20 protein-coding genes and 1 tRNA gene are annotated in these 23,132 nt (G+C 59.5%); 16 read left to right on the forward strand and 5 right to left on the reverse strand.

All coding sequences use genetic code 11. The features are described 5' to 3' along the window. The first annotated feature begins 7 nt into the window (after positions 1-7). Positions 8-757, forward strand: a complete 750-nt coding sequence (locus tag HKX41_08545; protein NNC24204.1) for a VacJ family lipoprotein — start codon at positions 8-10, stop codon at positions 755-757. A gap of 8 nt (positions 758-765) precedes the next feature. Next, the gene (locus tag HKX41_08550; protein ID NNC24205.1) at positions 766-1,470 is read left to right on the forward strand and encodes a hypothetical protein; all 705 of its coding nucleotides are present in this window, start codon (positions 766-768) and stop codon (positions 1,468-1,470) included. Positions 1,471-1,482: 12 nt separating this feature from the next. Here the strand turns inward: HKX41_08550 and HKX41_08555 are convergent, their stop codons facing one another. Both HKX41_08555 and HKX41_08560 read right to left on the reverse strand, forming a co-directional pair. Beyond that, complete coding sequence (locus HKX41_08555; protein NNC24206.1) at positions 1,483-1,974, reverse strand: hypothetical protein; 492 nt, start codon at positions 1,972-1,974, stop codon at positions 1,483-1,485. Between the two features lie 36 nt (positions 1,975-2,010). Further along, positions 2,011-2,409 carry a glycine zipper 2TM domain-containing protein gene (locus HKX41_08560; protein NNC24207.1) on the reverse strand — a complete coding sequence of 133 codons (399 nt, stop codon included), beginning with the start codon at positions 2,407-2,409 and terminating at the stop codon, positions 2,011-2,013. 172 nt (positions 2,410-2,581) lie between these two features. On the opposite strand from HKX41_08560, the gene plsY reads away from it, so the two are divergent. The 8 genes from plsY (at position 2,582) to HKX41_08600 (ending at position 10,799) form a co-directional block, all read left to right on the forward strand. After that, positions 2,582-3,202 carry a glycerol-3-phosphate 1-O-acyltransferase PlsY gene (plsY, locus tag HKX41_08565; GenBank protein NNC24208.1) on the forward strand — a complete coding sequence of 207 codons (621 nt, stop codon included), beginning with the start codon at positions 2,582-2,584 and terminating at the stop codon, positions 3,200-3,202. 23 nt (positions 3,203-3,225) lie between these two features. Next, positions 3,226-4,194 (forward strand): biotin--[acetyl-CoA-carboxylase] ligase, encoded by a 969-nt coding sequence (locus tag HKX41_08570; protein ID NNC24209.1) that lies wholly within the window; start codon positions 3,226-3,228, stop codon positions 4,192-4,194. After that, the gene (locus tag HKX41_08575; GenBank protein ID NNC24210.1) at positions 4,191-4,946 is read left to right on the forward strand and encodes a type III pantothenate kinase; all 756 of its coding nucleotides are present in this window, start codon (positions 4,191-4,193) and stop codon (positions 4,944-4,946) included. The genes HKX41_08570 and HKX41_08575 overlap by 4 nt, the downstream gene beginning before the upstream one ends. A 7-nt stretch (positions 4,947-4,953) precedes the next feature. Continuing rightward, positions 4,954-5,029 (forward strand) — tRNA-Thr (locus tag HKX41_08580). A 64-nt stretch (positions 5,030-5,093) separates the two neighbouring features. Next, positions 5,094-5,771: a sulfotransferase family 2 domain-containing protein gene (locus tag HKX41_08585; protein NNC24211.1), complete on the forward strand. Its 678-nt coding sequence runs from the start codon at positions 5,094-5,096 to the stop codon at positions 5,769-5,771. Positions 5,772-6,103: 332 nt separating this feature from the next. Further along, a complete protein-coding gene (locus tag HKX41_08590; GenBank protein ID NNC24212.1) occupies positions 6,104-6,985 on the forward strand; it encodes a YihY/virulence factor BrkB family protein in 882 nt (293 codons plus the stop codon). A 4-nt stretch (positions 6,986-6,989) separates the two neighbouring features. Further along, a complete protein-coding gene (gene glnE, locus HKX41_08595; protein NNC24213.1) occupies positions 6,990-9,791 on the forward strand; it encodes a bifunctional [glutamate--ammonia ligase]-adenylyl-L-tyrosine phosphorylase/[glutamate--ammonia-ligase] adenylyltransferase in 2,802 nt (933 codons plus the stop codon). An 87-nt stretch (positions 9,792-9,878) separates the two neighbouring features. Beyond that, on the forward strand, positions 9,879-10,799 hold the full coding sequence (locus HKX41_08600) for a branched-chain amino acid transaminase (GenBank protein NNC24214.1): 921 nt from the start codon (positions 9,879-9,881) through the stop codon (positions 10,797-10,799). Here the strand turns inward: HKX41_08600 and HKX41_08605 are convergent. Then, positions 10,790-11,749, reverse strand: a complete 960-nt coding sequence (locus HKX41_08605) for a hypothetical protein (GenBank protein NNC24215.1) — start codon at positions 11,747-11,749, stop codon at positions 10,790-10,792. The two genes, HKX41_08600 and HKX41_08605, sit on opposite strands and share 10 nt — an antisense overlap. 137 nt (positions 11,750-11,886) lie before the next feature. On the opposite strand from HKX41_08605, the gene rfaE2 reads away from it, so the two are divergent. Next, on the forward strand, positions 11,887-13,275 hold the full coding sequence (gene rfaE2 / locus HKX41_08610) for a D-glycero-beta-D-manno-heptose 1-phosphate adenylyltransferase (GenBank protein NNC24216.1): 1,389 nt from the start codon (positions 11,887-11,889) through the stop codon (positions 13,273-13,275). A gap of 38 nt (positions 13,276-13,313) precedes the next feature. Continuing rightward, the gene (galE, locus tag HKX41_08615) at positions 13,314-14,348 is read left to right on the forward strand and encodes a UDP-glucose 4-epimerase GalE (protein NNC24217.1); all 1,035 of its coding nucleotides are present in this window, start codon (positions 13,314-13,316) and stop codon (positions 14,346-14,348) included. A gap of 25 nt (positions 14,349-14,373) precedes the next feature. Here galE and HKX41_08620 read toward each other — a convergent pair whose 3' ends face one another. Further along, positions 14,374-15,879 (reverse strand): YdiU family protein, encoded by a 1,506-nt coding sequence (locus HKX41_08620; GenBank protein ID NNC24218.1) that lies wholly within the window; start codon positions 15,877-15,879, stop codon positions 14,374-14,376. A 201-nt stretch (positions 15,880-16,080) separates the two neighbouring features. Here HKX41_08620 and HKX41_08625 point away from each other — a divergent pair, with 201 nt between their 5' ends. After that, a complete protein-coding gene (locus HKX41_08625; GenBank protein NNC24219.1) occupies positions 16,081-17,034 on the forward strand; it encodes an alpha/beta hydrolase in 954 nt (317 codons plus the stop codon). Between the two features lie 338 nt (positions 17,035-17,372). Next, positions 17,373-18,476 carry a tyrosine-type recombinase/integrase gene (locus HKX41_08630; GenBank protein NNC24220.1) on the forward strand — a complete coding sequence of 368 codons (1,104 nt, stop codon included), beginning with the start codon at positions 17,373-17,375 and terminating at the stop codon, positions 18,474-18,476. On the opposite strand, the gene HKX41_08635 is transcribed toward HKX41_08630, so the two are convergent. After that, on the reverse strand, positions 18,473-18,994 hold the full coding sequence (locus tag HKX41_08635) for a hypothetical protein (protein ID NNC24221.1): 522 nt from the start codon (positions 18,992-18,994) through the stop codon (positions 18,473-18,475). The genes HKX41_08630 and HKX41_08635 overlap by 4 nt on opposite strands. Positions 18,995-19,424: 430 nt before the next feature. Here HKX41_08635 and HKX41_08640 point away from each other — a divergent pair, with 430 nt between their 5' ends. Then, positions 19,425-20,540 carry a hypothetical protein gene (locus HKX41_08640; protein ID NNC24222.1) on the forward strand — a complete coding sequence of 372 codons (1,116 nt, stop codon included), beginning with the start codon at positions 19,425-19,427 and terminating at the stop codon, positions 20,538-20,540. A 1,080-nt stretch (positions 20,541-21,620) separates the two neighbouring features. Next, positions 21,621-23,132, forward strand: a complete 1,512-nt coding sequence (locus HKX41_08645) for a terminase (protein ID NNC24223.1) — start codon at positions 21,621-21,623, stop codon at positions 23,130-23,132.

A 23,132-nucleotide genomic window follows, 5' to 3' on the forward strand; every position in this document is an offset into this window, starting at 1 on the left:
ATTGACCATGCAAACTCGTTTTATCGGCGTTACGGCGTCCTTACTGGTGGCCGGCACGTTATTGCTCAGCGGCTGCGTCCACAGTCCACCGGATAAGCCTTGGGATCCAATTGAGCCGGCCAACCGCGCGGTGTTCAAGTTCAATCGCAAGGCCGATCAATACGTGCTCAAGCCGGTAGCCAAAGGCTACGATACAGTCACCCCGGATCCGGTGCAGTCGAGTATCGGCAATTTCTTCGCTAACGCACACGAGCCGGTAACGATCGTGAACAGCGCACTGCAGTTGAACTTTAAGCGGTTCAACGAGTCGCTCGGTCGATTCATGATCAATACTGTTGCCGGCGTCGGCGGTTTGTTCGACGTCGCCAGCAAAGTCGGTGTTCCCGACCCTGACGAAGACTTCGGTCAGACATTTGCAGTCTGGGGGCTGGGCCGCGGACCGTATCTGGTTCTACCGGTGTTCGGGCCGAGCGACGGCCGTGACTTCGTGGGTCGCGTCGGTGACCACTGGCTGTATCCCATTACCTATCTCGACTGGGTGGATAGCGACTATCAATATATTGAGTACGGCCTGGGCGTTCTCTACGCGGCCAATAAGCGGGCGGAGTATCTCGGTTATGAGCAATTGCTGGCGCATCAATTCGACCCCTATATCTTTATGCGCGGCTACTATCTGAAATGGCGTGACAAGCAAATCAATAACGAGGCTGACACCCGGGGCGCTAATGATGATAATCAGATGCCGACTGGTGGCTGACGTTTCCATTGCCTAATCAACCCAAGGCTGGCTCGGGGCACGGTGGGGCGTTCGACGCGGCCGAGCTTCGCCAACGCGAGACGACAGTCCTGAGTGCAGGGGATGCCACCGCACCCCGCGTTTCGGTGGTCTGGATCGACGAAAAACCGGCGGTATTTAAAGACTACGCGACAACCGCCGGATTTTTCCGCGCTGTGATCGCGCCGTTATTGGTAACGCGCGAAGTAAGTGCGCTGCGCCGACTCGATGGTGTTGCTGGCGTGCCGGATCTCATCCGGCAGATCGGCCGGCGTGGTCTGTTGATGGATTATCTGCCGGCGCAGCCGTTGCCTCGAGCGCAGACCGTATCGACGACGCTCCGAGCACTCGAATCGCTCGTCGCGTCCATGCACGACGCCGGTGTGGCCCACGCTGATCTACGTGCGGCGCGAAACGTGTTGGTCGATGAGCACGGTGCGCCCTATATCGTCGACTTCGTCGCCCGCGTACATCGTGGCGCGCGGTGGAACTGGCCGTGGAACTGGCTGTTCGAGCAATTCGCGGCCGCTGATCGTTCGGCGCTGGCCAAACTACGTCTGCGCTATGCGCCTACCGAAGCCAGCGAGGCCGATCAACGACTCGCCGCGCATTCCGGCGCGCGCGCTTGTCTGGCACGCGCTATCGGGGGTGGCACGCGCCGCGTGGTGCGGTGGGTGGTCAACCGCACGCGGTAATCGCGGTCGCGCTTATTGGCTTGCCGTTTGTTCCCAGGCGTCAATCGCCTGCGCGATTGCCAGGACGCTGCGCTGGAGATAGCGATCTGCAGCGTCGCGTTCGTTATCGTTTAAGTATGACCAGGCCATGGCCACGGTCGGCCGCGGGTCGCCGATGACCATCTGCTCGCGGACCCGCGTGTCGGCGGCAGCGAGAGCATTGGTCATGACTTCAATGGACGCGGCGTCGAGATCGGCTTCACGCAGGACCATGATGGCCGCGCCCTGGGGAGCGGCGGCCAATTTGTCGTGCTCGGCGCTGGCCTGATTGTTTTCGGTGTAGAGATCGGCGAGTCGGGTCACGAGTTCGATCAGCGCGATCATGCATGGCAGGTCGTCGTGCAGCGTTGGATAACCGCGCTTGGCGGCGACCTCGGCCGTGGCCTTGAGCGCGGGGCCAACCGTCGCGTGATATGCCGCCGGCGACAAGCCGTCGGCGTCGGTCTGCGTAGCGTCGTCGATCATCCGGTCTATGCGCGCTGTCGTACTGTGATCATCGTGTTACCGGGCGGTGTTGGTTCGCTGCTGCTGGTGGCCGCCGCCCTGTCGGCGAAGGCAGTTCTGTCGGCGATTTTTATCCATGCGTTTAGCGTTGTATGCACCCGCTGCCGCACCGGCCGCGGCGCCTGCGCCGGTCGCGATATTGCGGCCGGTGTGGGAGCCGAACTGGTTGCCCAGCAGACCACCCAGGATGCCGCCGATCGCTGCCTGGCCGGAGGTGCTCTGGGCGGCCTTGACTGCGCCGTTGCGATTGTCGCCCGCATAGGCGCAGTTATAGCGGCTGCCGGGTGTGGCTTTGAAAATCGGGTCGACATTGGCCTGTCGTTGTCCCATGCAGCCGGCGAGTAGCGTGCCGGCCAGGGCGATGGTCAATAGGCGTGTGATGTTGTACGTAGTCATGGCACCTCCTTTTCCGAGCTCAATTATACGCTTGGCCGAGTTTTTCGAGATTGTCCCGATTGGTCAGCATTGTCTGCAACCAAGCGGTACGACAAGGCCTGCTATGCTTTTGGCACGCATAACCAATAAAATGCCCGTGCGGGCTGGCGACCGCTTTTCCGGTTTTTAAATTATGGCAATAACGCAATACGTGATTGTCGCCGTGCTGGCGTATCTAATCGGCAGCCTGTCCGGCAGTTTGATCATCGGCCCAATACTTGGCCGCGATGACCCACGCAACGGCGGCAGTCACAACGCTGGTGCGACTAATGCCCTGCGTACTGGCGGTGCGTTGTATGGCGCGCTGGTGCTAGCTTTCGACGGCCTGAAGGGCGTTGTGGCGGTTATAGCGCTGCCGCTACTGGTTGCCGTCGGTCCGCCGGCCGGTATGATCGCTGGTGCGGCCGCTGTCATCGGGCATTTATATCCTGTCTTTTTCGGTTTTCGTGGAGGCAAGGGCTTCGCTACGGTGCTGGGCGCACTAATCGCGGGCTTGCCGTTGACTTTGGTTGTTGTAGCGGTGGTTTTTGCGGCGACGCTGGTCACCAGCGGTTACGTTGGTTTGGCCACGGTCCTGTCGATGTGGGGCGTGATGGTATTCTGCGCAGCTGCACCGTTTTACGGCCTTGCGGCCAAACTTTTCACGCTCGCCATGAGTCTGGTTATCACCTACACGCATCGGGGTAATATCCAACGAACGTGGCAGGGTACCGAGCACCGGTTTGACAAAGCTATGTGGCGCCCTAGTCGGTAAAGATCTGTCGATCTGTTCGCTCCATGAATGACGCGCCGACGCTTCTAGAATTGCTCGCCGACCGTGAATGGCATTCCGGCAATGAACTCGCGCACCAGCTCGGTGTCAGCCGTGCGGCTGTTTCCGCGCGCGCCAAAAAGCTGACCGAGCGAGGTTTGTCGATCCATTCGGTGGTTGGCCGGGGTTATCGGCTCGCACAAACCAGTGAATTGCTCGATGCGGGCGCGATCCGCGATAACCTGCCGGCAACGGCGAGTCACCGGATCGACGACGTGCGCGTTTTCGAGACAGTCGACTCTACCAACGATGTACTCGATCGCCTCGATGACGGCGCCGGCCGGATCGCAGTGGCAGAGGCGCAGACGGCCGGCCGTGGTCGGACCGGGCGTGGTTGGGTATCGCCGTTTGGCTGTAATCTGCATATGTCGCTGATGGCGCGCAGTCACCAACCCCAGGCGCCGGTGACAGCGCTCGCGCCGCTCATCGGTGTCCGTATCGCGGCGATGCTGAGCGATATGCAGGTGAATGGGGTCGGCCTGAAATGGCCGAACGACTTGCTGATCAACGGTACCAAGGTGGGCGGCATCCTCGTAGATTATCGTGGCGAAGCCGCGAGCGATGCGCGGTTGATTATCGGTGTTGGTATTAACGTCGCTATGGCGCCGGCCGCTGCCGCGGCCATCGATCAGTCCTGGACTACGTTGTCCCAACATCTATCCGAACCGCCGTCGCGGAACACACTTGCAGCGCGCGTCACGGGTGCTGTTGACGATGCCATCGAGTGTTTCAGGCTGGGGCAGGCCGAGCACTTAGTCGATGATTGGCAAGTGTTCGATCGCTTAGCCGACACGCCAGTGGTTAGCTTTGGCTCGAATGCGCCGGCGAACGGTATTGCGCGCGGTATCAACACCGACGGCAGCCTGCGCATCGAGGCCAACGGTCGCGTATCGCGTGTGTATTCGGGGGATGTATCAATTCGCCCCGTGCTATGAACCTACTGATCGACGTCGGTAACAGCCGCGCCAAGTGGGCACTGTCCACTGGACGGACCGTCCATGCGACCGATTGCTCGGAAAGAAGCGGCGATTGGTTGAGCCGCTTACCCATCGATCAGGCGTCCTCGGTCTGGCTGGCCAGCGTCGCTGCGTCGGATGTTGCTGACGCCGTTGTGGCGCGCGCTGCGGATGCAGGCATCGACTGTCGGCGCCTGCGTAGTGAATCACGTTTCGGCGCACTGGAAAATGGCTATAGCGTCCCTGGGCAACTGGGTGTGGATCGCTGGATGGCCTGTGTGGCGGCGGTTGCGCGATTTAAGGGCTCGATTCTGATCGTCGACACCGGTACCGCGTTGACGTTGGATTGGATCGGCGCCGATTGCCGCCATCAAGGTGGCTTTATCACGCCCGGGATCGGGACCATGCGGCAGCGCTTGTGTGGCGCGACACAACTCGATCTGCCAGCGGAACAGGATGTGCTGAACATACCTGGGGTCGCGTCGTCGCAGGCGATCGAACGTGGTACGCGTTTAAGTGCGGTGTCATTGGTCGATGCGATGGCGCATCAATATCCAACTGATAAGCGTTTGTTAACCGGCGGTGAAGCTAGTTTAATTCAGCCTCATCTTGCGGATGAATGGCAGTGTGTGCCGGATCTGGTGTTGCAGGGAATTGCGGAATACGCGAGTGCTGGCGATCAATCGTCGGCCACGACCACTGGATTCGTAGCGCATCAGGCCTCAGAATAATATGCGGGCCGGCGTAGCTCAGGCGGTAGAGCAGCTGATTTGTAATCAGCAGGTCACGGGTTCGAATCCTGTCGCCGGCACCATTTTCAGCTGGATCGATCCACGCGTAGATGCGTGTCGATTGGCTAGACGGAAGCAAGCAGCGCCGTGCAGCTATCCCTGAAGTACAACTTTTTGTTCGTGCATATAGCCAAAACGGGGGGCACGAGTGTGCGCGCCGCGCTGGCACGCTACAAATGGCGTGAGGCAGCGCGCGTGCCGATGTTTATCGCCAGCCGACTCAGTTCGCTGAACGGTCATCGACTCGGTATCAAATTGCCGCGCCACGCCCGCGCTATCGCGGCACAGGAGATGCTGCCGCCGGACGTCTTCGCCCGACTTTTCAAGTTCACGTTTGTGCGCAACCCATGGGATCTCCAGGTGAGTTCCTACCACCATGTCCAGCGCGAACGCCCGGATTTGCTGTCGGGGATTCCGGATTTCTCAGCGTTTATTCGCTATAAGCTCGATCCGAACCGGCCGCCGCAGTATCACCTCGATACGTCGAGCCGTGTCCAGTGCTCCTACCTGGTCGATCTGGACGGTCATCGGATCGTCGACTTCGTCGGCCGCTATGAGCATCTAAGTGCTGATTTTGCCGAAGCGTGCCAGCACATCGGCATTGAACCCATTGTGCTGGGGCAGCGGCGGCGTGCGCCGGATCGGCTTGGTGAATATCGTCGTTACTACGATACTGCAACCGCCGAACGCGTTGCGGACTTCTTCGCCCGTGATATCGAAGCGTTCGGGTATCAATTCGATCCGCCGGACACGATAGTCGAATAAGCGGGCCGTTCTCGCTGGCCGTGATCGTGTTGCGGGCGCAGTGGGGCAACCGACAGGCTTATTGCAGCCGATCGGGTATGGACACCGATCGCCCATCATGGCGCCCATGCTGGTGTGCGCTGGGTAAGGCACAAGACATAGGCACATCGAGCGCGTGCTTCAATGCCTGTTAGGTGATTGGGCGTGGTCAGTGTCGGCTGGCACCGGGCCGGCATCGCTGGCACGCTCTCAACCGCATAGTAGAAACAATGGCACGAGCGTGACGCCGAGCCTCACGAATCGTGTTAACAATAACGCTGGGGCGCGGTCGGCGTAGCGTTTGAGGGAGCAAAATGCGCGAGTTGTGGCGGTTTATTGCCCGAGTTTTGGCGCGCGTGCGGGAACACCGGCTGTCACTAGTCGCGGCGGGCATGGCTTTTTACGCGATGTTATCGATCTTCCCGGCACTGACCGTGATTATCTCGGTCTACGGATTGGTCGCGGATCCGGCCACCGTCTCGCATCAGATCACCATGTTGCCGGCGAATCTACCGCCGGCGCTAACCGACATTGTCGCGAAACAAGTGCGCGATATCAGTCAGGGATCGGGCGTCGCACTCAGTCTCGGTTTGGTCGTGAGCGTTGCGTTTGCCACTTATTCGTCTTCGAAAAGCACGCGCGCGCTCGTGGCGGCGATGAATATCGCCTACAACGTCTCCGACAATCGTGGGTTCATACGGTTTTATCTGCACACCATCGCGTTGACGTTCGCGGGGGTTCTGCTCGTTATCGGTCTGCTGGCACTGATCGGGCTGTCGGGCCTTCTAAAGATTGCCCACATCGGCTACTGGCCCGCGCTTTTGATCAGCTTTGTACGCTGGTTTTTGATGCTGGTGCTCATGACCACCGCGCTCGGCGCTGTCTACGCGTTCGCGCCGTACCGTCGTCCGCCGCGCTGGCGCTGGTTGACGCCGGGGGCGGCGTTGGCAACCGTTTTCTGGTTGCTGGCTTCGCTGGGATTCAGTTTCTATATCTCGCAGTTCGGCAACTACAATAAGATCTATGGGTCCACTTCGGCGCTCATGGTCCTGATGATTTGGCTTGCGTTGAGTGCGTTCATCGTTTTGATCGGTGCCGAAGTTAATGCCGAGTTCGAATCGAGCTCCGAAAACTCGCCGCAGGCGACAAATCCGTTGAATACGATCAGCGCGCTTGTCCGGGAAAAACGAGGGTAAAAACGTGGGCGCAGGCGACACACAGGATGATCCATCGGCTGCGGCTACGATCGGCGTTCGGGGCGCCGATGCCGCCAATATCCGGGCTTGGTCATCTTTCGTCGACGATTGGTGTAACGCCCATCCTGATCGTCTGAGCGAGTTGCGCGACAGCGGCCGTCTTGGCGCGTCAGGCAAGCCGAATCCCGCACCAGCCCCTGATCCCGCGGTGACCGACGATTTCGACAAAGCGCTGCGGGCTTATCGTCACGAGTCACTGGCGGTCATCGCGTGGCGCGATTTGGCCGGTCTAGACGCGCTCGAAGCCACCTTGGCCGCGCTGACGGCGCTTGCCGAAAACTGTATCGAGGCAGCTTTGGTTGCCGCCGAAGCCGAGATCGCCACACGTCATGGCGTTATCCGTGATGCCGATGACAACGTCGTGCGTCTTTGTGTCATGGGCATGGGCAAGCTTGGCGGCGGCGAACTGAATTTCTCGTCGGACATCGACTTGATATTCGCTTATCCCCACGGTGGCTGTGGTGAATCAGACGGACAACGCCCACTGGCGGTTGTCGAATATTTCCGAAAACTCGCCCAGCGATTGGTTCGGTGTCTGCATGCGGCAACCAGCGATGGTTTTGTGTATCGCGTGGATACGCGGCTGCGGCCGTTTGGCGATGCGGGCGCGCTGGTGGCTTCGTTCTCGGCAATGGAGGCTTATTACCAGAACCATGGCCGGGAATGGGAGCGCTATGCCTGGATCAAGGCGCGACCGGTAGCGGGCGATATCGACGCGGGCCAGGTTCTGAACAAGATGTTGCGGCCGTTTGTGTACCGGCGCTATCTGGATTACGGCACCTTCGAATCCATTCGCGAAATGAAGGCTCTCATCGACCGCCAGATCCAGCAGGCGCGTCTGGCGTCGAACATCAAACTCGGCCGCGGCGGGATCCGTGAAATCGAGTTTATGGTTCAGGCATTTCAGTTGATTCGCGGCGGCCAAGAGCCAGAGTTAAGAGATCATCGCCTGTTGCCGGCGATGGCCAAGCTAGTGGAAGGTAATCATCTGCTGGCGCACCAAGTGGAAGATCTGGAAGCGGCCTATTGGTTGCTGCGGCGCGTCGAAAACCGACTGCAGATGGTTGCCGACCAACAGACACATGATTTGCCACGCGAATCGGCGGCGCAGGCACGCTTCGCGGCCATGCTTGGTTATACCGACTGGTCGTCATTCGTCGCCGACCTCGATGCCACCCGGAACACCGTGCAAGCCGCCTTTGGGCAGATTTTCGCTGGGCCGCAGGCCGGAGCGGGTACTGCCGTCGATGGTCGGGAAGCACGTCTGACCGCGGCTTGGGAGGCGAGCCTGGACGAGGCCGATGTGTATGCCGTGATCGGTGAATATGGCGTCGACGATGCTGAAAGTGTCTATAACGCGTTCGCTGATCTGCGCCATCGTGCCAATCGTTATGACGTCGAACAGCGTGGCCACCGGTGGCTGACTGGGCTGTTGCCGAGGCTGTTCGAGGATGCGGCCGCCAGCGATAACCCCAACCTGGCGCTCGAGCGCGCATTGCCGGTCATTGGTGCCATTGTCGGGCGCAGTAATTACCTGGCATTGCTCGTCGAGCATCCGGCGGCACGTTCGATGCTGGTTCGGTTATGCGTCGGTAGCGCCTGGATTGCCGGGCGCATCGGTGAACAACCGGCGCTTCTGGATAACCTGCTGGACCCGCGCCAGTTGTTTCGGCTACCCGCCCGCGATGCGTTGGAAACCGAATTGGCCGATGAGATCGCCGCCGTTGGCGACGATCTGGAACAACAGATGAATGTCCTGCGCCGTTTCACGCAAGCGGCGAAACTAAAAATCGCGGCGGCCGATGTAACCGAGGCGGTGCCGCTGATGACTGTTTCGGACCGGCTGTCGGAGTTGGCCGAGGTGGTTTTGAATCAGGCCGTTGAAATGGCTTGGCAACAGCTGGCCGCACGCCATGGCATCCCGCGTCGTGATGACAACGGGCGTGCGGGCTTCGGTGTGATCGCCTACGGCAGGCTCGGCGGATTAGAGCTTGGTTATACCTCGGATTTGGATTTGGTGTTCGTCTATGACGCGCCGAGCGAGCGTGTCAGCGATGGCGACCGGCCACTGTCCGCGCAAGTGTTTTTCACGCGGCTTGCACAGCGACTGATTCATATTCTGGCCACCCAGACCCCGGCGGGGCGTGCGTTCGAAGTCGATATGCGCCTGCGTCCGAGTGGTCGTTCGGGGCTGATGGTCAGCCATATCGACGCGTTTGCCACCTATCAGGACAAAACGGCCTGGACGTGGGAGCACCAGGCGTTGGTGCGTGCGCGCTACGTTGCCGGACCAGAAGAGCTTGATGCGCGGTTCCGTGCGATCCGCGCCGATGTCCTTGGCTGTCAGCGCGATCCGGTGCAGTTGGCCACACAGGTTCGTGATATGCGCCGTCGGATGTCCGAGGCCAAGGATCAGTCCACTGACGATCTGGCTGACGTCAAACAGATGCGCGGTGGTTTGATCGACATCGAGTTCATGACCCAGTTTGCCGTGCTTTCTCGCGGCCATGACTGCCCCGAAGTGTTGATCTTCTCCGATGCCATCCGGATTCTGGAGACGCTCGAGTCCGCTGGGCTGGTCTCGTTTGAGGACACCCGCATTCTGGTCGAGGCGTATCGGGACTACCGTCGGCGCCGCCACAGCCAAGCGCTGCAACTGGAGCGCGCCATGATTCCCGCCGATGCGTTGGCGGAACGCCGCGAAGCCGTCGCCGCCCTCTGGGATCAATGGCTCGGCGAGGCTTGAGTTAGGCCACGTCTGCCGTAAGCGCGTCATTTTCGCTAAAATTCGCAGGGTTACAGAGGCTGCTACCCCGATACGAGAGTGCCGATTATGACGATGGCCGATAACGATGGCGTGATTTGGCTCGATGGCGAGCTGGTGCCCTGGCGCGAAGCGCGCGTGCATGTTCTAACGCATACGCTGCATTACGGCATGGGAGCGTTTGAAGGTGTACGCGCCTACAAAACCGACCAGGGCCCGGCAATCTTTCGTCTGGACGACCACACGCGTCGACTCCGCGATTCGGCCAAGATCCTTGGCATGCCTTTAGCGTATAACCAGGACGAGTTGAACGACGCCCAGGTTCAGGTCGTGCGTGAAAATGGCCTCGAAGCAGGCTACATTCGGCCCATGGTCTTCTACGGCGCAGAAGGTATGGGCTTGCACGCCGACGCGTTGTCGACCCACGTCATGGTTGCGGCGTGGAGCTGGGGCAGCTATCTCGGTGAATCCAACATCGTGAACGGTATTCGCGTGAAGACCTCGTCGTTCACCCGCCACAACGTCAATTCGGCGATGACGCGTGCCAAGTGTAACGGTGCCTATTTCAACTCCATGCTGGCTGTCAGCGAGGCCAGCCGTGCGGGTTATGACGAAGCACTGTTGCTGGACGCTGAAGGCTATGTCGCGGAAGGAAGCGGCGAGAACCTGTTCATGGTGGCCGACGGCGTACTCTACACGCCGGCGCTAACGTCGGTGCTCAACGGCATCACGCGGCGCACGGTCCTCGAGTTTGCCACGGAAATGGGTCTCGAATGTCGCGAAAAACGCCTGACGCGGGATGAGCTCTACGTCGCTGATGAAGTCTTTTTGACCGGTACCGCCGCCGAGATCATGCCAGTGCGCGAACTCGACGACCGCACCATTGGCAACGGCAAGCGCGGCGTGCTGACCGAGCAATTCCAAACGCGGTTCTTCGATCAGGTCGCCGGCCGTCGCAGTGACCATGCTGACTGGCTGACCTACGTCTGATCGGCGTCCGTTGGGTCGGCGTAAGGGTCGAACTCCGGGCGCCGAAAGCGCCGGTGTAACCAGAAGTACTGTGCCGGTGCGGCGTTTATTTCGGTTTCGATCAGTGCGTTAACACGGGCCGCGTCCGCGGCCTCGTCACGGCTTGGCACATCCGCCAGTGGTGGTAGGAAGCGCGCTTGATAGCCGCCGTCGTCGCGCTGGTGAATGAAGTAGGGCAGCAGCGTCGCGCGGGTTAGCCGCGCGATGCGAAAAATGGACACGTGGGTTTGCACGGAGCGGCCGAAAAAATCGGCTGCCACGCCGAGTCGCTGCCCGGCTTTCTGATCGCCGGCGAACCAAAGGGCTTCGCCGCATTTCAGGCGCTCGATTGCGTGCTGAACGTTATTGTGTGAAATAAGCGTGCCGCGCATGTGGGCACCACGGTGGCGCTGCATGGCGCGATCAATGACTGGGTCGGCCGGCGCTTTGTACATAGCGTTTAACGTCAGCCCGAGCTCATCCAGTTGACGTTGTGCCACCCGCACGCCCAGTGCCAGCGGTGTGAAGTGGGCAGACATCAGAATCACACCACGCCCGGTCGTCGCCGCGGCCTCCAGGTGTTCGAAACCGTCGGCCTGGCAAAGCGCGTCGACCGTGGCATCGGATCCCCACCAAGCGAGCGTTGTTTCGACTACACCGTCGCCGAGCGCGTGAAAATGCCGGCGGAGCAACGCGTCGCGCTCAGGCGGCTTGGTGTCGGGAAAACAGATGTCGAAATTGGTTGTGGCGATCTGTTTGCGACGCCCAGCCAGCAAGCGCCCGATCGCCCCCAGGCCACGACCGATACCGGCGCGCACGCGACTGGGAGAGGCCGCGATGAGACGTCCCAGCCCGAGGATCAGCCAGCTCGGCCAGTGTTTGGGCGCAATAAGGGCGCGCCCGGTGCGGGTTGTCGGAGAGGATTGCGCCATAATGGATGGAATACGAGGGCGTCGGCGGCCATAGTGTAGCGAAGCTGTGCCGGTATGCTGTGTGTATCGACTCGTTCAGTGAATTGTGTGGAGGCTGATTGTTCGAAAACTGTCGTATTCTCGTGGTCGGTGACGTGATGCTCGATCGTTACTGGTTCGGGTCTGCCGAGCGCGTTTCGCCGGAGGCGCCGGTGCCCATCGTCAATGTTGAAGATGCTCAGTCGTGCCTCGGCGGCGCTGCCAATGTGGCCCGGAACCTGGTGGGGCTCGGCGCCAATGTTCATCTGATTGGCAGCGTCGGGGATGATGCCGCGGGTCGGGAATTGGCCACGTTAAGCGACGAGATCGGAATAGAAAGCGAACTGGTGGCCGATACACGCGTGGCGACCACTGTTAAACAGCGGGTCATCAGCAGCAATCAGCAGCTGATGCGCCTCGATTTTGGCACTTCACAGCCGGTTAACGCCTCGGTGGCGACGGCCGAGCTTGATGATCGGGTCGCCTCGGCATTAGCCAACTCGTCGGTCGACGTCGTGGTTTGTTCCGATTACGCCAAGGGCGCGCTTGACGGTGTGGCCGGGGTCATCGAGTGCGCGCATAAGTATGCGGTACCGGTGGTGGTTGATCCCAAACGTCCGGACTGGACTGCCTATCGCGGCGCCGATATCGTTACTCCCAATGCTGATGAATTGGCGGCTGCCATCAGTGGCAGCGACACCACAACTGACGACGGTGTCATCCGCGCTGCGGAGATGGCGCGTTCGCGCTATGCGATTGGCGCGATGCTTGTGACGCGCAGCCAACGTGGCATGACCCTCGTCAACGGCGCTGATAGCGCAATACACCTGTCGGCGCAGGCTCGCGAGGTGTTTGATGTTACCGGCGCGGGTGACACGGTGACAGCGCTGGTTGCTGCCGGGTTGGCCAGCGGTGAGCCGCTTGCTACAGCCGCCGAGCGCGCGAATCGAGGCGCCGGTGCGGTCGTGGGCCGGCTCGGCACCACGGCGCCCACGCATGCCGAACTCGATAAGTCCAACGCACACGGTGTATCCGCGGATCAGTTGGCGGCCAGCCTGGCCTGGATTCAGAATGAGCGTGCGGCTGGCGCTCGGGTCGTTTTTACCAATGGCTGTTTCGATCTGCTGCACCCGGGCCATGTTGACCTGCTGCGACGGGCGCGGGCATTCGGTGATCGGCTGGTGGTCGCCGTCAACGACGATGCCTCGGTCGCGCGTCTTAAGGGCGTGGATCGGCCGATCCAAACGATTTCAACGCGCATGGCCGTTCTGAGCGCGTTGGCGGATGTCGACTGCGTGGTTTGTTTCGGCGAGGATACGCCGGCCGTGATTATCGAGGAGATTCGCCCGGATGTGCTGGTTAAGGGCGGTGATTATCGAGTGGCGGATGTTGTGGGTGGCGAGTTTGTCCGTGCCAACGGTGGGCGCGTTGAAATCCTAGAACATCTGCCGGGCTATTCCACGACTGTAACCCTGGCTGACCTGAAACAAAGCGGCAGTGAGCAATAAACTGCCGGCGATTGTCGACAACTAATCCGTTTTTGAATATGACTATACTTTTGACCGGCGGTGCCGGCTATGTCGGTTCCCATACCGCGCTTATGCTGCTGCAAGGTGGCTTTGATGTTGTCGTTATCGATAATTTCGCCAACGCGTCGCGGCAAGCGTTGGCGCGGGTCGAACAACTGGCCGGGCGGCGCGTTGCGTGTGTTGAAGCCGATCTGCGTGATCGCGCGACGGTGGCCGATACACTGCGCGACTATGCCGTCGATGCAGTCATTCACTTCGGTGGTTTGAAAGCTGTCGGCGAGAGTACCGTGCAGCCGCTGGCCTATTACCAGACCAACATCGATGCCACGATCGCGCTGTGCAGTGCGATGGATCAAGCGGGCGTCAAATCGTTGGTATTTAGCTCGTCTGCGACTGTCTACGGCGATCCGAGCGCGTTGCCGATCGCTGAGACTGAACAGCTCGGTCGCCCGACTAATCCCTACGGTTGGTCGAAACAGATGATCGAGCAGATACTGACCGATCTACAGGCCGCCGACCCGACTTGGTCGATTGCTTTGCTGCGCTATTTCAATCCGGTTGGTGCCCATGAAAGTGGGGTGATTGGCGAAGATCCGAGCGATACGCCCAACAATCTGTTGCCGTTTGTGACCCAGGTCGCCGTCGGTCGCCGGCCTTATTTATCGGTCTTTGGTAACGATTACGACACGCCTGACGGCACCGGTGTGCGTGATTATATCCACGTCATGGATCTGGCCGAAGGCCATCTCAAAGCCATGCGCGCGATCACCGATAGCGGTGGTTGCCGGGTTTGGAATCTGGGCACGGGGCGCGGCTATTCGGTGCTCGAAGTTGTCGATGCCTTTCAGCGCGTTACTGGCCAACCAATCGACTATCGCCTCGTCGATCGTCGGCCTGGTGATATCGCCGCCTGCTATGCGGACGCGCGTCGTGCCGAGGTGGAGCTCGGTTGGCGTGCGCGGCGCGATCTGGCCGCGATCGTGCGCGACGCCTGGCGTTGGCAGCGGTGGAATCCGTACGGCTACGCCAACGCTAGCGCGGCATCTGAATGACGCTTGCAGGCACCATGAGCTTGGCTCAAGTGCCGCAAAATGTCCGCGTTATCTTCTCGTTTTCGGCGGGTGGCTCGGCATAGTGGGCACGGTTGGGGTGGTCGTCGAATGGCTGTGAGACCACCGCCAAGAGCTCGTTCAGCGGCTCGAGGTCACCGTTTGTCGCGGCGTCGATCACTTGTTGGACGCGGTGGTTGCGCGGAATGAAAGCTGGGTTGACCGCGCGCATGGCGTTACGCCGAGCGTTGAAGCCGCGGGTTTCAGTTGCCAGTCGTTCACGCCAGCGCGTCGCCCATCCATCGAATGCAGTGGGGTCGGCGAACAGTGCACGCACGTTCGTGTCATTGGTTGAGTCCACTGCGTGCGCGGCGTCGGCTAGGTAACGGAACCCCAGCGTAAAGTCGACGCTTTGCTCGGCCATTGTCTGCAGCAGGTTCGAGGCCAGCTCGACATCGCCTTCGTGGCATTCGGCCAGCCCGATCTTGGTGACCAAGCCGCCGTGGTATGCGGTCTCGAACGCGTTGCCATAGGCGTCGAGCGCCTCCTTGGCTTGTGATACGGCCTCGTCCTGATCGTCGGCCAAAAGCGGCAAGAGGCACTCGGCGAAGCGTGATAGGTTCCATAGCCCAACTCTGGGCTGCTGGTTGTAGGCGTAGCGGCCGCCACTGTCGATCGAACTGTAAACCGTGGCCGGGTCGTAGGTGTCCATGAAGGCACACGGCCCGTAGTCGAGGGTTTCGCCGGCAATGGAGACGTTGTCGGTGTTCATGACGCCGTGGATAAAGCCAACCAATAGCCAGTTCGCGATCAGGGTGCCGGTGCGTTCGGCAACGGCCTCGATTAATGCGCGGTAGGGCGCCTCGGCGTCGGCTATTTCGGGGTAGTGGCGCTCGATGACGTAATCGGCCAACGCTTGCACAGCCTCGGTTTCGCCACGCTTCGCGGCGTATTCAAAGGTGCCGACACGGATATGACTGGTGGCGACGCGGGTCAGGATTGCGCCGGGCTCGGGGGTTGGCCGCAAGACATTTTCACCCGTGCTGGTTGCGGCTAGGGCGCGCGTGGTCGGTACGCCGAGACCGGCCATCGCCTCGCTGACGATGTATTCGCGCAGTACCGGCCCGAGCGCAGCGCGTCCGTCGCCGGTGCGTGAAAACGGTGTGATACCGGCGCCTTTCAACTGAATATCGCGTCGCACGCCCGCTGTGTCCACGCGTTCGCCGAGCAGCACTGCGCGGCCGTCACCGAGCGTGGGCACAAGGTTGCCGAACTGATGGCCCGCGTACGCCATCGCCAATGGTGTGACGTCGGCCGGCGTCCGGTTACCGGCCAGCGTGGCTATGCCATCGGGCCCGGTGAGCGCGCCGGCGTCGAAGCCGATGTCGTCGGCCAATGCTCGATTGAGCCGTAAAAGCTGTGGCCTTTTGGTCGGCGTTGGTGTGGCATTTTCGTGGAACAGCGCGGGCAATTGCCGAAAAGTTTCGGTTAGCGCTAGCGGTTCGGTTGCAGTCTCGGATAGAGGAGAGGCCATGATGAATTAGGCGCGGGACGCCTGGCGATGTCGCGATATAACGACTATGCGGGCCGGGGTGGAGCGCATCAACCCGGGCGCTTTTGTGTGCGCCGAACGTGCACGTCTCGTATCGTGCATACAGCGATCAGCACGACGAGACGACGCTGGGCAGCCGGCTTGAGTTGGTGTTGTTGGCGTTCAAATGATCGAAGGTGGTGTATGACGCTTACATCTGAAGTCCAGTCGGTTGTGGATTATCTGGACAGCGCGGAAATCGCTTTCACCGATCTGTCGGTGGCCGATGCGCGCGCGTTCTACGTGGAAATGTTGGCCCATTCCGGTGGTCAACCGCTGGCCATGGCCCAGGTCGAGGATTCTCAATTGCCGCTGACTGATGCCGGGCTCGGCGTTCGTCGGTATCGACCGCAAGAGCTTGTCGAATCGCCGGCTCCGACGATTGTTTACTACCACGGCGGCGGCTGGGTGTTGGGCGGTTTGGATTCGCACGATCGCATTTGTCGCCAACTGGCAGCACGAAGCGGTCTGCAATTGATCGCAGTCGACTATAGGCTGGCACCTGAATGGCCGCTGCCGACCGCTAGCGACGACGCGATCGCCGCATTTGAGTGGCTACAAGCGCATGCAGCGACCTATGATATCGATACGAGTCGAATGGCCGTCGCCGGGGATAGTGCGGGCGGGCATCTATCGGCGGTTGTGGCGCTCGCGGCGCGGGATAACGGCTGGCCACTAGCGTTTCAGGCACTTGTTTATCCGGTAACGGATATGCGCGATGCAGCGTGGAGCCATCCGTCGCGCCTACGCAACGCCACTATTCCACCATTGACCGCTGAATTAATGGATTGGTTCGGGCGACAAGCGGTCGGCGACCGGACCGATACTGCCGAGTGGCGTGTCTCGCCGTTATTGGCGACTTCGTTGGAACATGCCGCACCGGGATTGGTGGCAACTGCCGGTGCCGATATGTTGATGGACGATGGCGGCCTGTTCGCATTGCGCCTTCGTGATGCCGGCGTGACCTGCGAACATGCCCATTTCCCGGGCGTCATCCATGGATCATTGGAGATGATCGCTTGGCTCGAAGTGACGGTCACTATGCTTGACCGGGTCTCCGGCTCAATACGCGCGGCGCTGCTTGCCGGCGAGTCGTGATTCATTGCATACGGGAAGCGGAGGCGAGGGAATCAAGTAGCGGATGAGCTGTTTGCGCTTCAGCAGTGAGCCGGAGGCAGACAAGGATTGCGATGCACCCGCGCTTGCCGCAAGCGAGTCCCAGTTTTAGTGGACTGGCTGTTAGCGCGCCGTAAGTTCTTGATTTTGGTGGGCGGTGCTGGGCTCGAACCAGCGACCCCTGCCGTGTGAAGGCGAAATAGCGCACGATTGTGGACGCATGCGAATAATGTAAACTATTGAAATAAAATAATAAATATACATTGCCGTTCGTATTTGTTCACGGTAATATATCCGTACATGATCCGTACGGATTGAGAATGGCACGGTATAACATCGACAAGGCAGGAACCCGGAAAAAGCTAAAGCCTCGACGCGAACCATACTGGGGCGCGCCGATTGATCGCGGGCTATATCTTGGTTTCCGCAAGCTGGAGCATGGCGGTAACTGGGTTGCGCGTTACTACGATGAAGGCCGGCACCGCTATAAATCACTGGGGCCGGAAGCCACGCCGTACGATGAGGCAGTACAAACGGCACGCCAGTGGGCCAAGACATTAGAGGCTGGCATTGATACCAGTCAGGTGCAGATCGTGGCCGATGCCTGTAAGGAATATGTAGAGGATCGGCGGCGAGAAAAGGGAGAGGCTACCGCCAGAGATGTCGAGGGACGATATCAGCGCACCGTCTACGATGATCCGATTGGTAAGGTGAAGCTGTCGAAACTACGCATGGCGCAGATTAAATCATGGCGGGCCAAGCTAGACATGAAGCCGGCGAGCTCAAACCGCTATCTGTCTGCGCTCAAGGCCGCGCTGAATTACGCCGTCGCATCCCGATATGTTGATGGCGGTCGGGCAATTGAGTGGCAAAACGTCAAACCGCTGGAAGTAACAGCGCGGCGTGACTTGTACCTTGAACGTGACCAGCGGCGGGCGCTCATTGAGGCATTGCCGGATCATGCTAAGACGTTTGTCTGGGCGTTGTGCCTGCTGCCGCTGAGACCGGGGGCGTTGGCAGCGGCAACCGTGGCCGACCTGAACGCTGACGCGCTCCGTATTCGCCAAGACAAGGCTGGAGCGGGTCGTACTATCGCATTGCCCCAGGCGACCGCAGATTTACTCCAAGAGCAGGCAAAAGACAAGTTGCCGGCCGCGCCGTTGGTGTCGTACAGCGATGGCTCGCACTGGAACCGGTGGCGTTGGAAAAAGCCAATCAAAAGCGCGGCGGCGGCCGTTGACCTGCCGCCGGAAACTTGTGCTTATACGCTTCGCCATTCAGTGATAACTGACATGCTGGCCGGTGGTATGGATAGCCTGACCGTGGCGCGGATGGCGGGCACTAGTCTGGCGATAATCGAGAAACATTATGGGCATCTGCTGCACAAGCACGCGGCGGACGCTATGGCGCGGTTGAGTCTTTAATCAGAACGGAAATGGTGTGCCGATAAGCAGGGCGGGTCGATGCCGGCCTGTCGTAGTTCATCCTTGGTCAATCCGACGATGACGGGACGCTCGGCAGCCTCCATGACAATAGGTCGCAGCTTTTCCCATGCGGGTAACACTTCGGAAAAGTCGAATACTTTATGGCTTAGACGGTGATCGCCCCACAAGGCTTTGGTGCGCCGGAGAACTTCTACCATCCGTTCTTCATCGTAAGTCAGTAGCCAGTAGGCATGTTCGGCTAACAGGATCACCCGTTCCAATTCGTTGACTGACCACATCGCATTTAACGCATTGTCTAAGGATGATTTACCGCCGGTATCCATCTCCAGAGTGCAATTCGAGAACGCTTGCGCAACTGCCCACTCTACAACGCCAGTCACAGACCGGCGCTGAATCCGGCTGAGTAATTCCAGGCCGTATTTCGTTTTTTCGTCTACACGAATGGACAGCGCAGCACTTCGTTTTGCGGTGTCTTTGGGTGCCTTACGAGTCGCCATCCCATCAGCCCAAGGGTAAGTTAAGACGGACCTTAACGGACCTGTGTTGACGTTTGCAACCATGTGTGTATAATAAATACATAGTCGCAATATGCTTCACGCGTGCTCTCAACCCGTTATGAGGTCTCTTAGCGATGGATACGAAACCTGATTATGCGTTCGGTAGCTTGGTGGAGGAATGCGCCAAGCGCGGTATCGGCCGAACTGTAGCGTTCGAGCTGGCAAAAGACGGGACGATTGAGACCTTCAACATTGGACGGCGGCGTTACGTCAAGCTGGCTAGCCTCGACACACTTCCCGAACGAGTCCAACAAAGCGAGAGCGGGAGGGCGTCTTGAATAGTGCATAAAAAAACCCGCCGGGTCATGCTGGCGGGTTATCTTTATTCAACGGGCGAGAAACCGCGAATCACACCAAGAGCAGGTGCCAGATGGATACTATCAACACTGAGAGTTTGCCGCAAGACTTGGTACAGCGCGACAACTGGTTGTTATGGCGCCAAGAATCTAGCGGTAAAGTGCCATACCAGGCCCAGGCGCCACAAGTTCGCGCCAACCCAACCGACCATTCAACTTGGGCGTCGTTTGACGCAACTCGGTCTGCCTACCACCCGCAGCGCGACGCGGGTATCGGATTCGCACTTGATGGTGAAGTGGCGGCTGTGGACATTGATGGCGATACCAGTAGCAAAGCGGTCGACTTGTTACATGAAGTGGGCTGCGGCTATATCGAGCTGAGTCCATCCGGCAACGGGCTACACGGCTGGGGCCTGTTCGATGGCGAGCTGCCTCGCAAGAAGGTCGTGGTAGATGGGATCAGCGTCGAGATTTACAACTCGTCTCGATACATGAGTGTTACAGGCAACACCATTTGCCATGGCCAGCTCCTACCTCTGAGTGGTATTGAGAAAATTTATCATCCGCCCGCTACGCAAGTCAGCACAAGTCATCCCAAGTCTAACGCACGTCAATCCAATTCAGGCACACGTCAGTACCCACGATGCGAGATTTTGCGTTTCCTCCCGCCTGAAACCGGCAAGCGAAACGAGTATCTCTACAAACTGGCCAGACACCTGAAGGCGTGCTACCCAGAAAGGCGGGCAAAAGACATGCTGGATATTGTCCAACAGTGGTTCGAGCAGGCGAAGCCCTATATTGCTACTCAGGATTTCATGGAGAGCTGGAGCGATTTCACTCGAGCCTGGGAAACTATTCAGTTCTCTGAGGGCGAAGGCATTGAGAGCCTGCTCGTAGACGTGGAATCAGATCCTGATGTAGCTGGTGTGCCGCCCGTCTTTACCTCACATGCCATGTTCTTGGCCAAAGTGTGCAGGCGACTACAAAACCATTCCGGCGATGAACCGTTTTACCTGAGCGCTCGCAAGGCAGGTGAATTATTGGGCATCCATTGGACTAACGCAGCCCGTCAACTCAACGGGTTAGTATCCGTTGACGTACTGCAACTAGTCGAAAAAGGCACAAAGACTAGCCGCAAGGCGAGGACCTATTGGTTCCTCGCGGAGAGTGAACGAAATGAAGCATCATGAAGTCGAGCAGTGCACTGGTCGAGGATTACCGTAAGCTGGGCGTTGCCTTGATTGTGGTCGATGCACTGGGCGGAAAAGGCCACACTAGCTAAACCCTGCCCAAACACCATGAGCCCGCCAAGCGCGGGCTCTTTTGTGCCGCGCACCCGCCGCGGCGCCAGCACGAACCCGAGGGCCAAAATGGCCCCCGGTCACAGACGGGGGGGCCAAAATGGCCCGGAACCCGAGGGCCAAAATGGCCCCCCACAAAAGACAACCCCAAAAAACAACCCAAAAGACAGTAGCGCCGACCCGGGCAAGCCGGGATCGGCTACCACCGGCAAGCAGGAAAGATCGCCGGTGGGGGATTGAGTTGTTCTAGCTTCCATTCATGGTTACGGGAATGAATGCTGTGCCTTCTGTGACGCTTCACAGCTGCCGTTCGGACATTAAGATGGCCAACACTACATACCCATCTAGACTTAAGTGACACAGCGGCGCACAGGAGGTAGCGCAAAAGCTGGCCCAAAAAATTATTATCTTCTTCGTCCACACCCGCTGCCCAAAACCCCCTGGGGGGGGGTTATGGGGGGATCCCTGATCCTTGGTAATCTGATTATTGGTATTCTGATCGTCGTGCAATTTTGCACTGGGTTGCGTGCAATTTTGCACTGGGGGTCGTGCAATTCTGCACGGGCTGTTCATTCGGCGGCGCCTCGCGCACGTGCGCGTGCGAGGGTTCCTGACGGTTCCTGACGGTTCTATGCGGGTGCAACCCGTTGCACCCTTTTGTGTTGTGTTTTGCACCCTTTTATGTCGTGATTTGCACCCTTTTGATCTGAATTGGGCGCAGTTTTTGCACCCTTTCTCGTGCGGTGGTGCCACCCTCTACAGAGGCGTCTACAGAGGCGTCTACACTCGCGACTACAGTGCCAAGTGCAGCACATGACGGCCGCAATGCTTTGATTGCGCAGTGTTTCACGCAGCGTAAACTTTATTTTTTGCGTTTATAAACAGCCGGTTATCGCGCGCCAACTTTCATATTCTCATTCACAAGTTATAAGGATGCGCTCTTGTATAACAATTAGTTATAATTGAGGCATGAGCGAATCCAAAACAGTTATCGACTTCATCGAGGGCCTAGAAGTCGCCGAGGGTAAGCGCGCCGGCAAGCCGATCAAGCTGGCCAAGTTCCAGAAGGACTTCATACGCGGTGCGTTCAAGCGTTCCACGTCGGTCGGTTGCCTATCCGTCGGCCGTGGCAACGGCAAGAGTACGCTCACGGCTGGTATTGGACTGGCCTCCCTGCTGGGCGTCTACGACACGCAACCACGCCGTGAGATTCTGGTCGCGGCCCGGACGCGGGATCAGGCCAAAATCGTTTTTCAGTACACGATGGGGTTGGCGACAACATTGCCGGAGGAAACGCAAGCGGAGCTCACATTCCGCCAAGGGCAGCGGCTCGAGATTGAATTCGATGGGCAAGGCGGTGGCCACCTCCTGCGCTGCCTCGCGGCCGATCCGAAAAACGCGCTTGGGACGTCCCCGACGCTGGCCATCATGGATGAGCGCGGCCATTGGCACGAAGAAAAAGGCAACGATTTGGAATCTGCCTTGCTGTCCGGTCTGGGCAAGCGTGGCGGCCGCTGTCTAATGATCTCGACCAGTGCCTCATCCGACACCCATTCGTTCAGTCAGTGGCTCGACAGCCCGCCCGAAGGGGCCTATGTTCAGGAACACCGGCCATCACCCGGATTGCCGGCTGACGATCTGGCCTCAATCCGCGAGGCCAATCCCGGCGCCAAGGCTGGTATCGGTGCGGACACCAAGTGGCTTGTGGCGCAGGCGCAACGGGCAATCGCTCGCGGTGGCTCGGCCCTGTCTAGTTATCGGCTGTATAACCGCAATGAGCGCGTATCGGGCGAGCGCCGCGATATGCTGCTCGATATCGATACCTGGCTCGACTGTGAAACCAGTGATCTGCCACCGCGTGAAGGCGGAGCTGTCGTGGGCATCGACCTGGGCGGCAGTAGTTCCATGTCGGCGGCTGTGGCGTACTGGCCCACCACCGGCCGCATGGAGGCGATGGGCGCTTTCCCGAAGACGCCGAGCCTGCTGGATCGCGGCCAACGCGATGCGGTAAAAGACCGCTACGTCGAGATGTACGACCGTGGCGAGCTGCTGACGTTGGGCCAAAAGGTCGTTCCGACTGACCAGTTCCTGGCGGCAGTCATGGAGCAGTTGGGCGACTCGTCTGTGGCATGTCTCACGTCCGACCGTTACCGCGAGGCGGAGTTCTACGAAGCCATGCAATCGGCTGGGGTGCGTGCGCCCGTGGTTTTCCGTGGCATGGGCTTCAAAGACGGATCAGAAGATACCGAACGGTTCCGGTCAGCTATCTTTGATGGCCATGTGAAGGTTAAGCCAAGCCTTCTATTACGTTCGGCGCTAGCCGACGCTGTGACGCTGGCCGACGTGTCCAATAACCAGAAGCTGGCCAAGGCGCGCAGCCTCGGCCGAATCGACGCGGCGGCTGCGGCCATTCTGGCGGTGGCCGAGGGGCAACGCCGGCAGGCACGACCGATCCCGCAATCCCGCGCTATGTGGGCATAG

The sequence above is a fragment of the Salifodinibacter halophilus genome (genome assembly GCA_012999515.1).
In the GTDB taxonomy this organism is placed as follows: domain Bacteria; phylum Pseudomonadota; class Gammaproteobacteria; order Nevskiales; family Salinisphaeraceae; genus Salifodinibacter; species Salifodinibacter halophilus.

What these genes read in the sequence shown, in the direction of transcription:
- HKX41_08545 (NNC24204.1), top strand. Translation starts at nt 8, where the DNA reads ATGCAAACTCGTTTTATCGGCGTTACGGCGTCCTTACTGGTGGCCGGC.
- HKX41_08555 (NNC24206.1), bottom strand. Translation starts at nt 1,974, where the DNA reads ATGATCGACGACGCTACGCAGACCGACGCCGACGGCTTGTCGCCGGCG.
- HKX41_08560 (NNC24207.1), bottom strand. Translation starts at nt 2,409, where the DNA reads ATGACTACGTACAACATCACACGCCTATTGACCATCGCCCTGGCCGGC.
- plsY (NNC24208.1), top strand. Translation starts at nt 2,582, where the DNA reads ATGGCAATAACGCAATACGTGATTGTCGCCGTGCTGGCGTATCTAATC.
- HKX41_08570 (NNC24209.1), top strand. Translation starts at nt 3,226, where the DNA reads ATGAATGACGCGCCGACGCTTCTAGAATTGCTCGCCGACCGTGAATGG.
- HKX41_08575 (NNC24210.1), top strand. Translation starts at nt 4,191, where the DNA reads ATGAACCTACTGATCGACGTCGGTAACAGCCGCGCCAAGTGGGCACTG.
- HKX41_08590 (NNC24212.1), top strand. Translation starts at nt 6,104, where the DNA reads ATGCGCGAGTTGTGGCGGTTTATTGCCCGAGTTTTGGCGCGCGTGCGG.
- HKX41_08600 (NNC24214.1), top strand. Translation starts at nt 9,879, where the DNA reads ATGACGATGGCCGATAACGATGGCGTGATTTGGCTCGATGGCGAGCTG.
- HKX41_08605 (NNC24215.1), bottom strand. Translation starts at nt 11,749, where the DNA reads ATGGCGCAATCCTCTCCGACAACCCGCACCGGGCGCGCCCTTATTGCG.
- rfaE2 (NNC24216.1), top strand. Translation starts at nt 11,887, where the DNA reads ATGCTCGATCGTTACTGGTTCGGGTCTGCCGAGCGCGTTTCGCCGGAG.
- galE (NNC24217.1), top strand. Translation starts at nt 13,314, where the DNA reads ATGACTATACTTTTGACCGGCGGTGCCGGCTATGTCGGTTCCCATACC.
- HKX41_08620 (NNC24218.1), bottom strand. Translation starts at nt 15,879, where the DNA reads ATGGCCTCTCCTCTATCCGAGACTGCAACCGAACCGCTAGCGCTAACC.
- HKX41_08625 (NNC24219.1), top strand. Translation starts at nt 16,081, where the DNA reads ATGACGCTTACATCTGAAGTCCAGTCGGTTGTGGATTATCTGGACAGC.
- HKX41_08630 (NNC24220.1), top strand. Translation starts at nt 17,373, where the DNA reads ATGGCACGGTATAACATCGACAAGGCAGGAACCCGGAAAAAGCTAAAG.
- HKX41_08635 (NNC24221.1), bottom strand. Translation starts at nt 18,994, where the DNA reads ATGGCGACTCGTAAGGCACCCAAAGACACCGCAAAACGAAGTGCTGCG.
- HKX41_08640 (NNC24222.1), top strand. Translation starts at nt 19,425, where the DNA reads ATGGATACTATCAACACTGAGAGTTTGCCGCAAGACTTGGTACAGCGC.
- HKX41_08645 (NNC24223.1), top strand. Translation starts at nt 21,621, where the DNA reads ATGAGCGAATCCAAAACAGTTATCGACTTCATCGAGGGCCTAGAAGTC.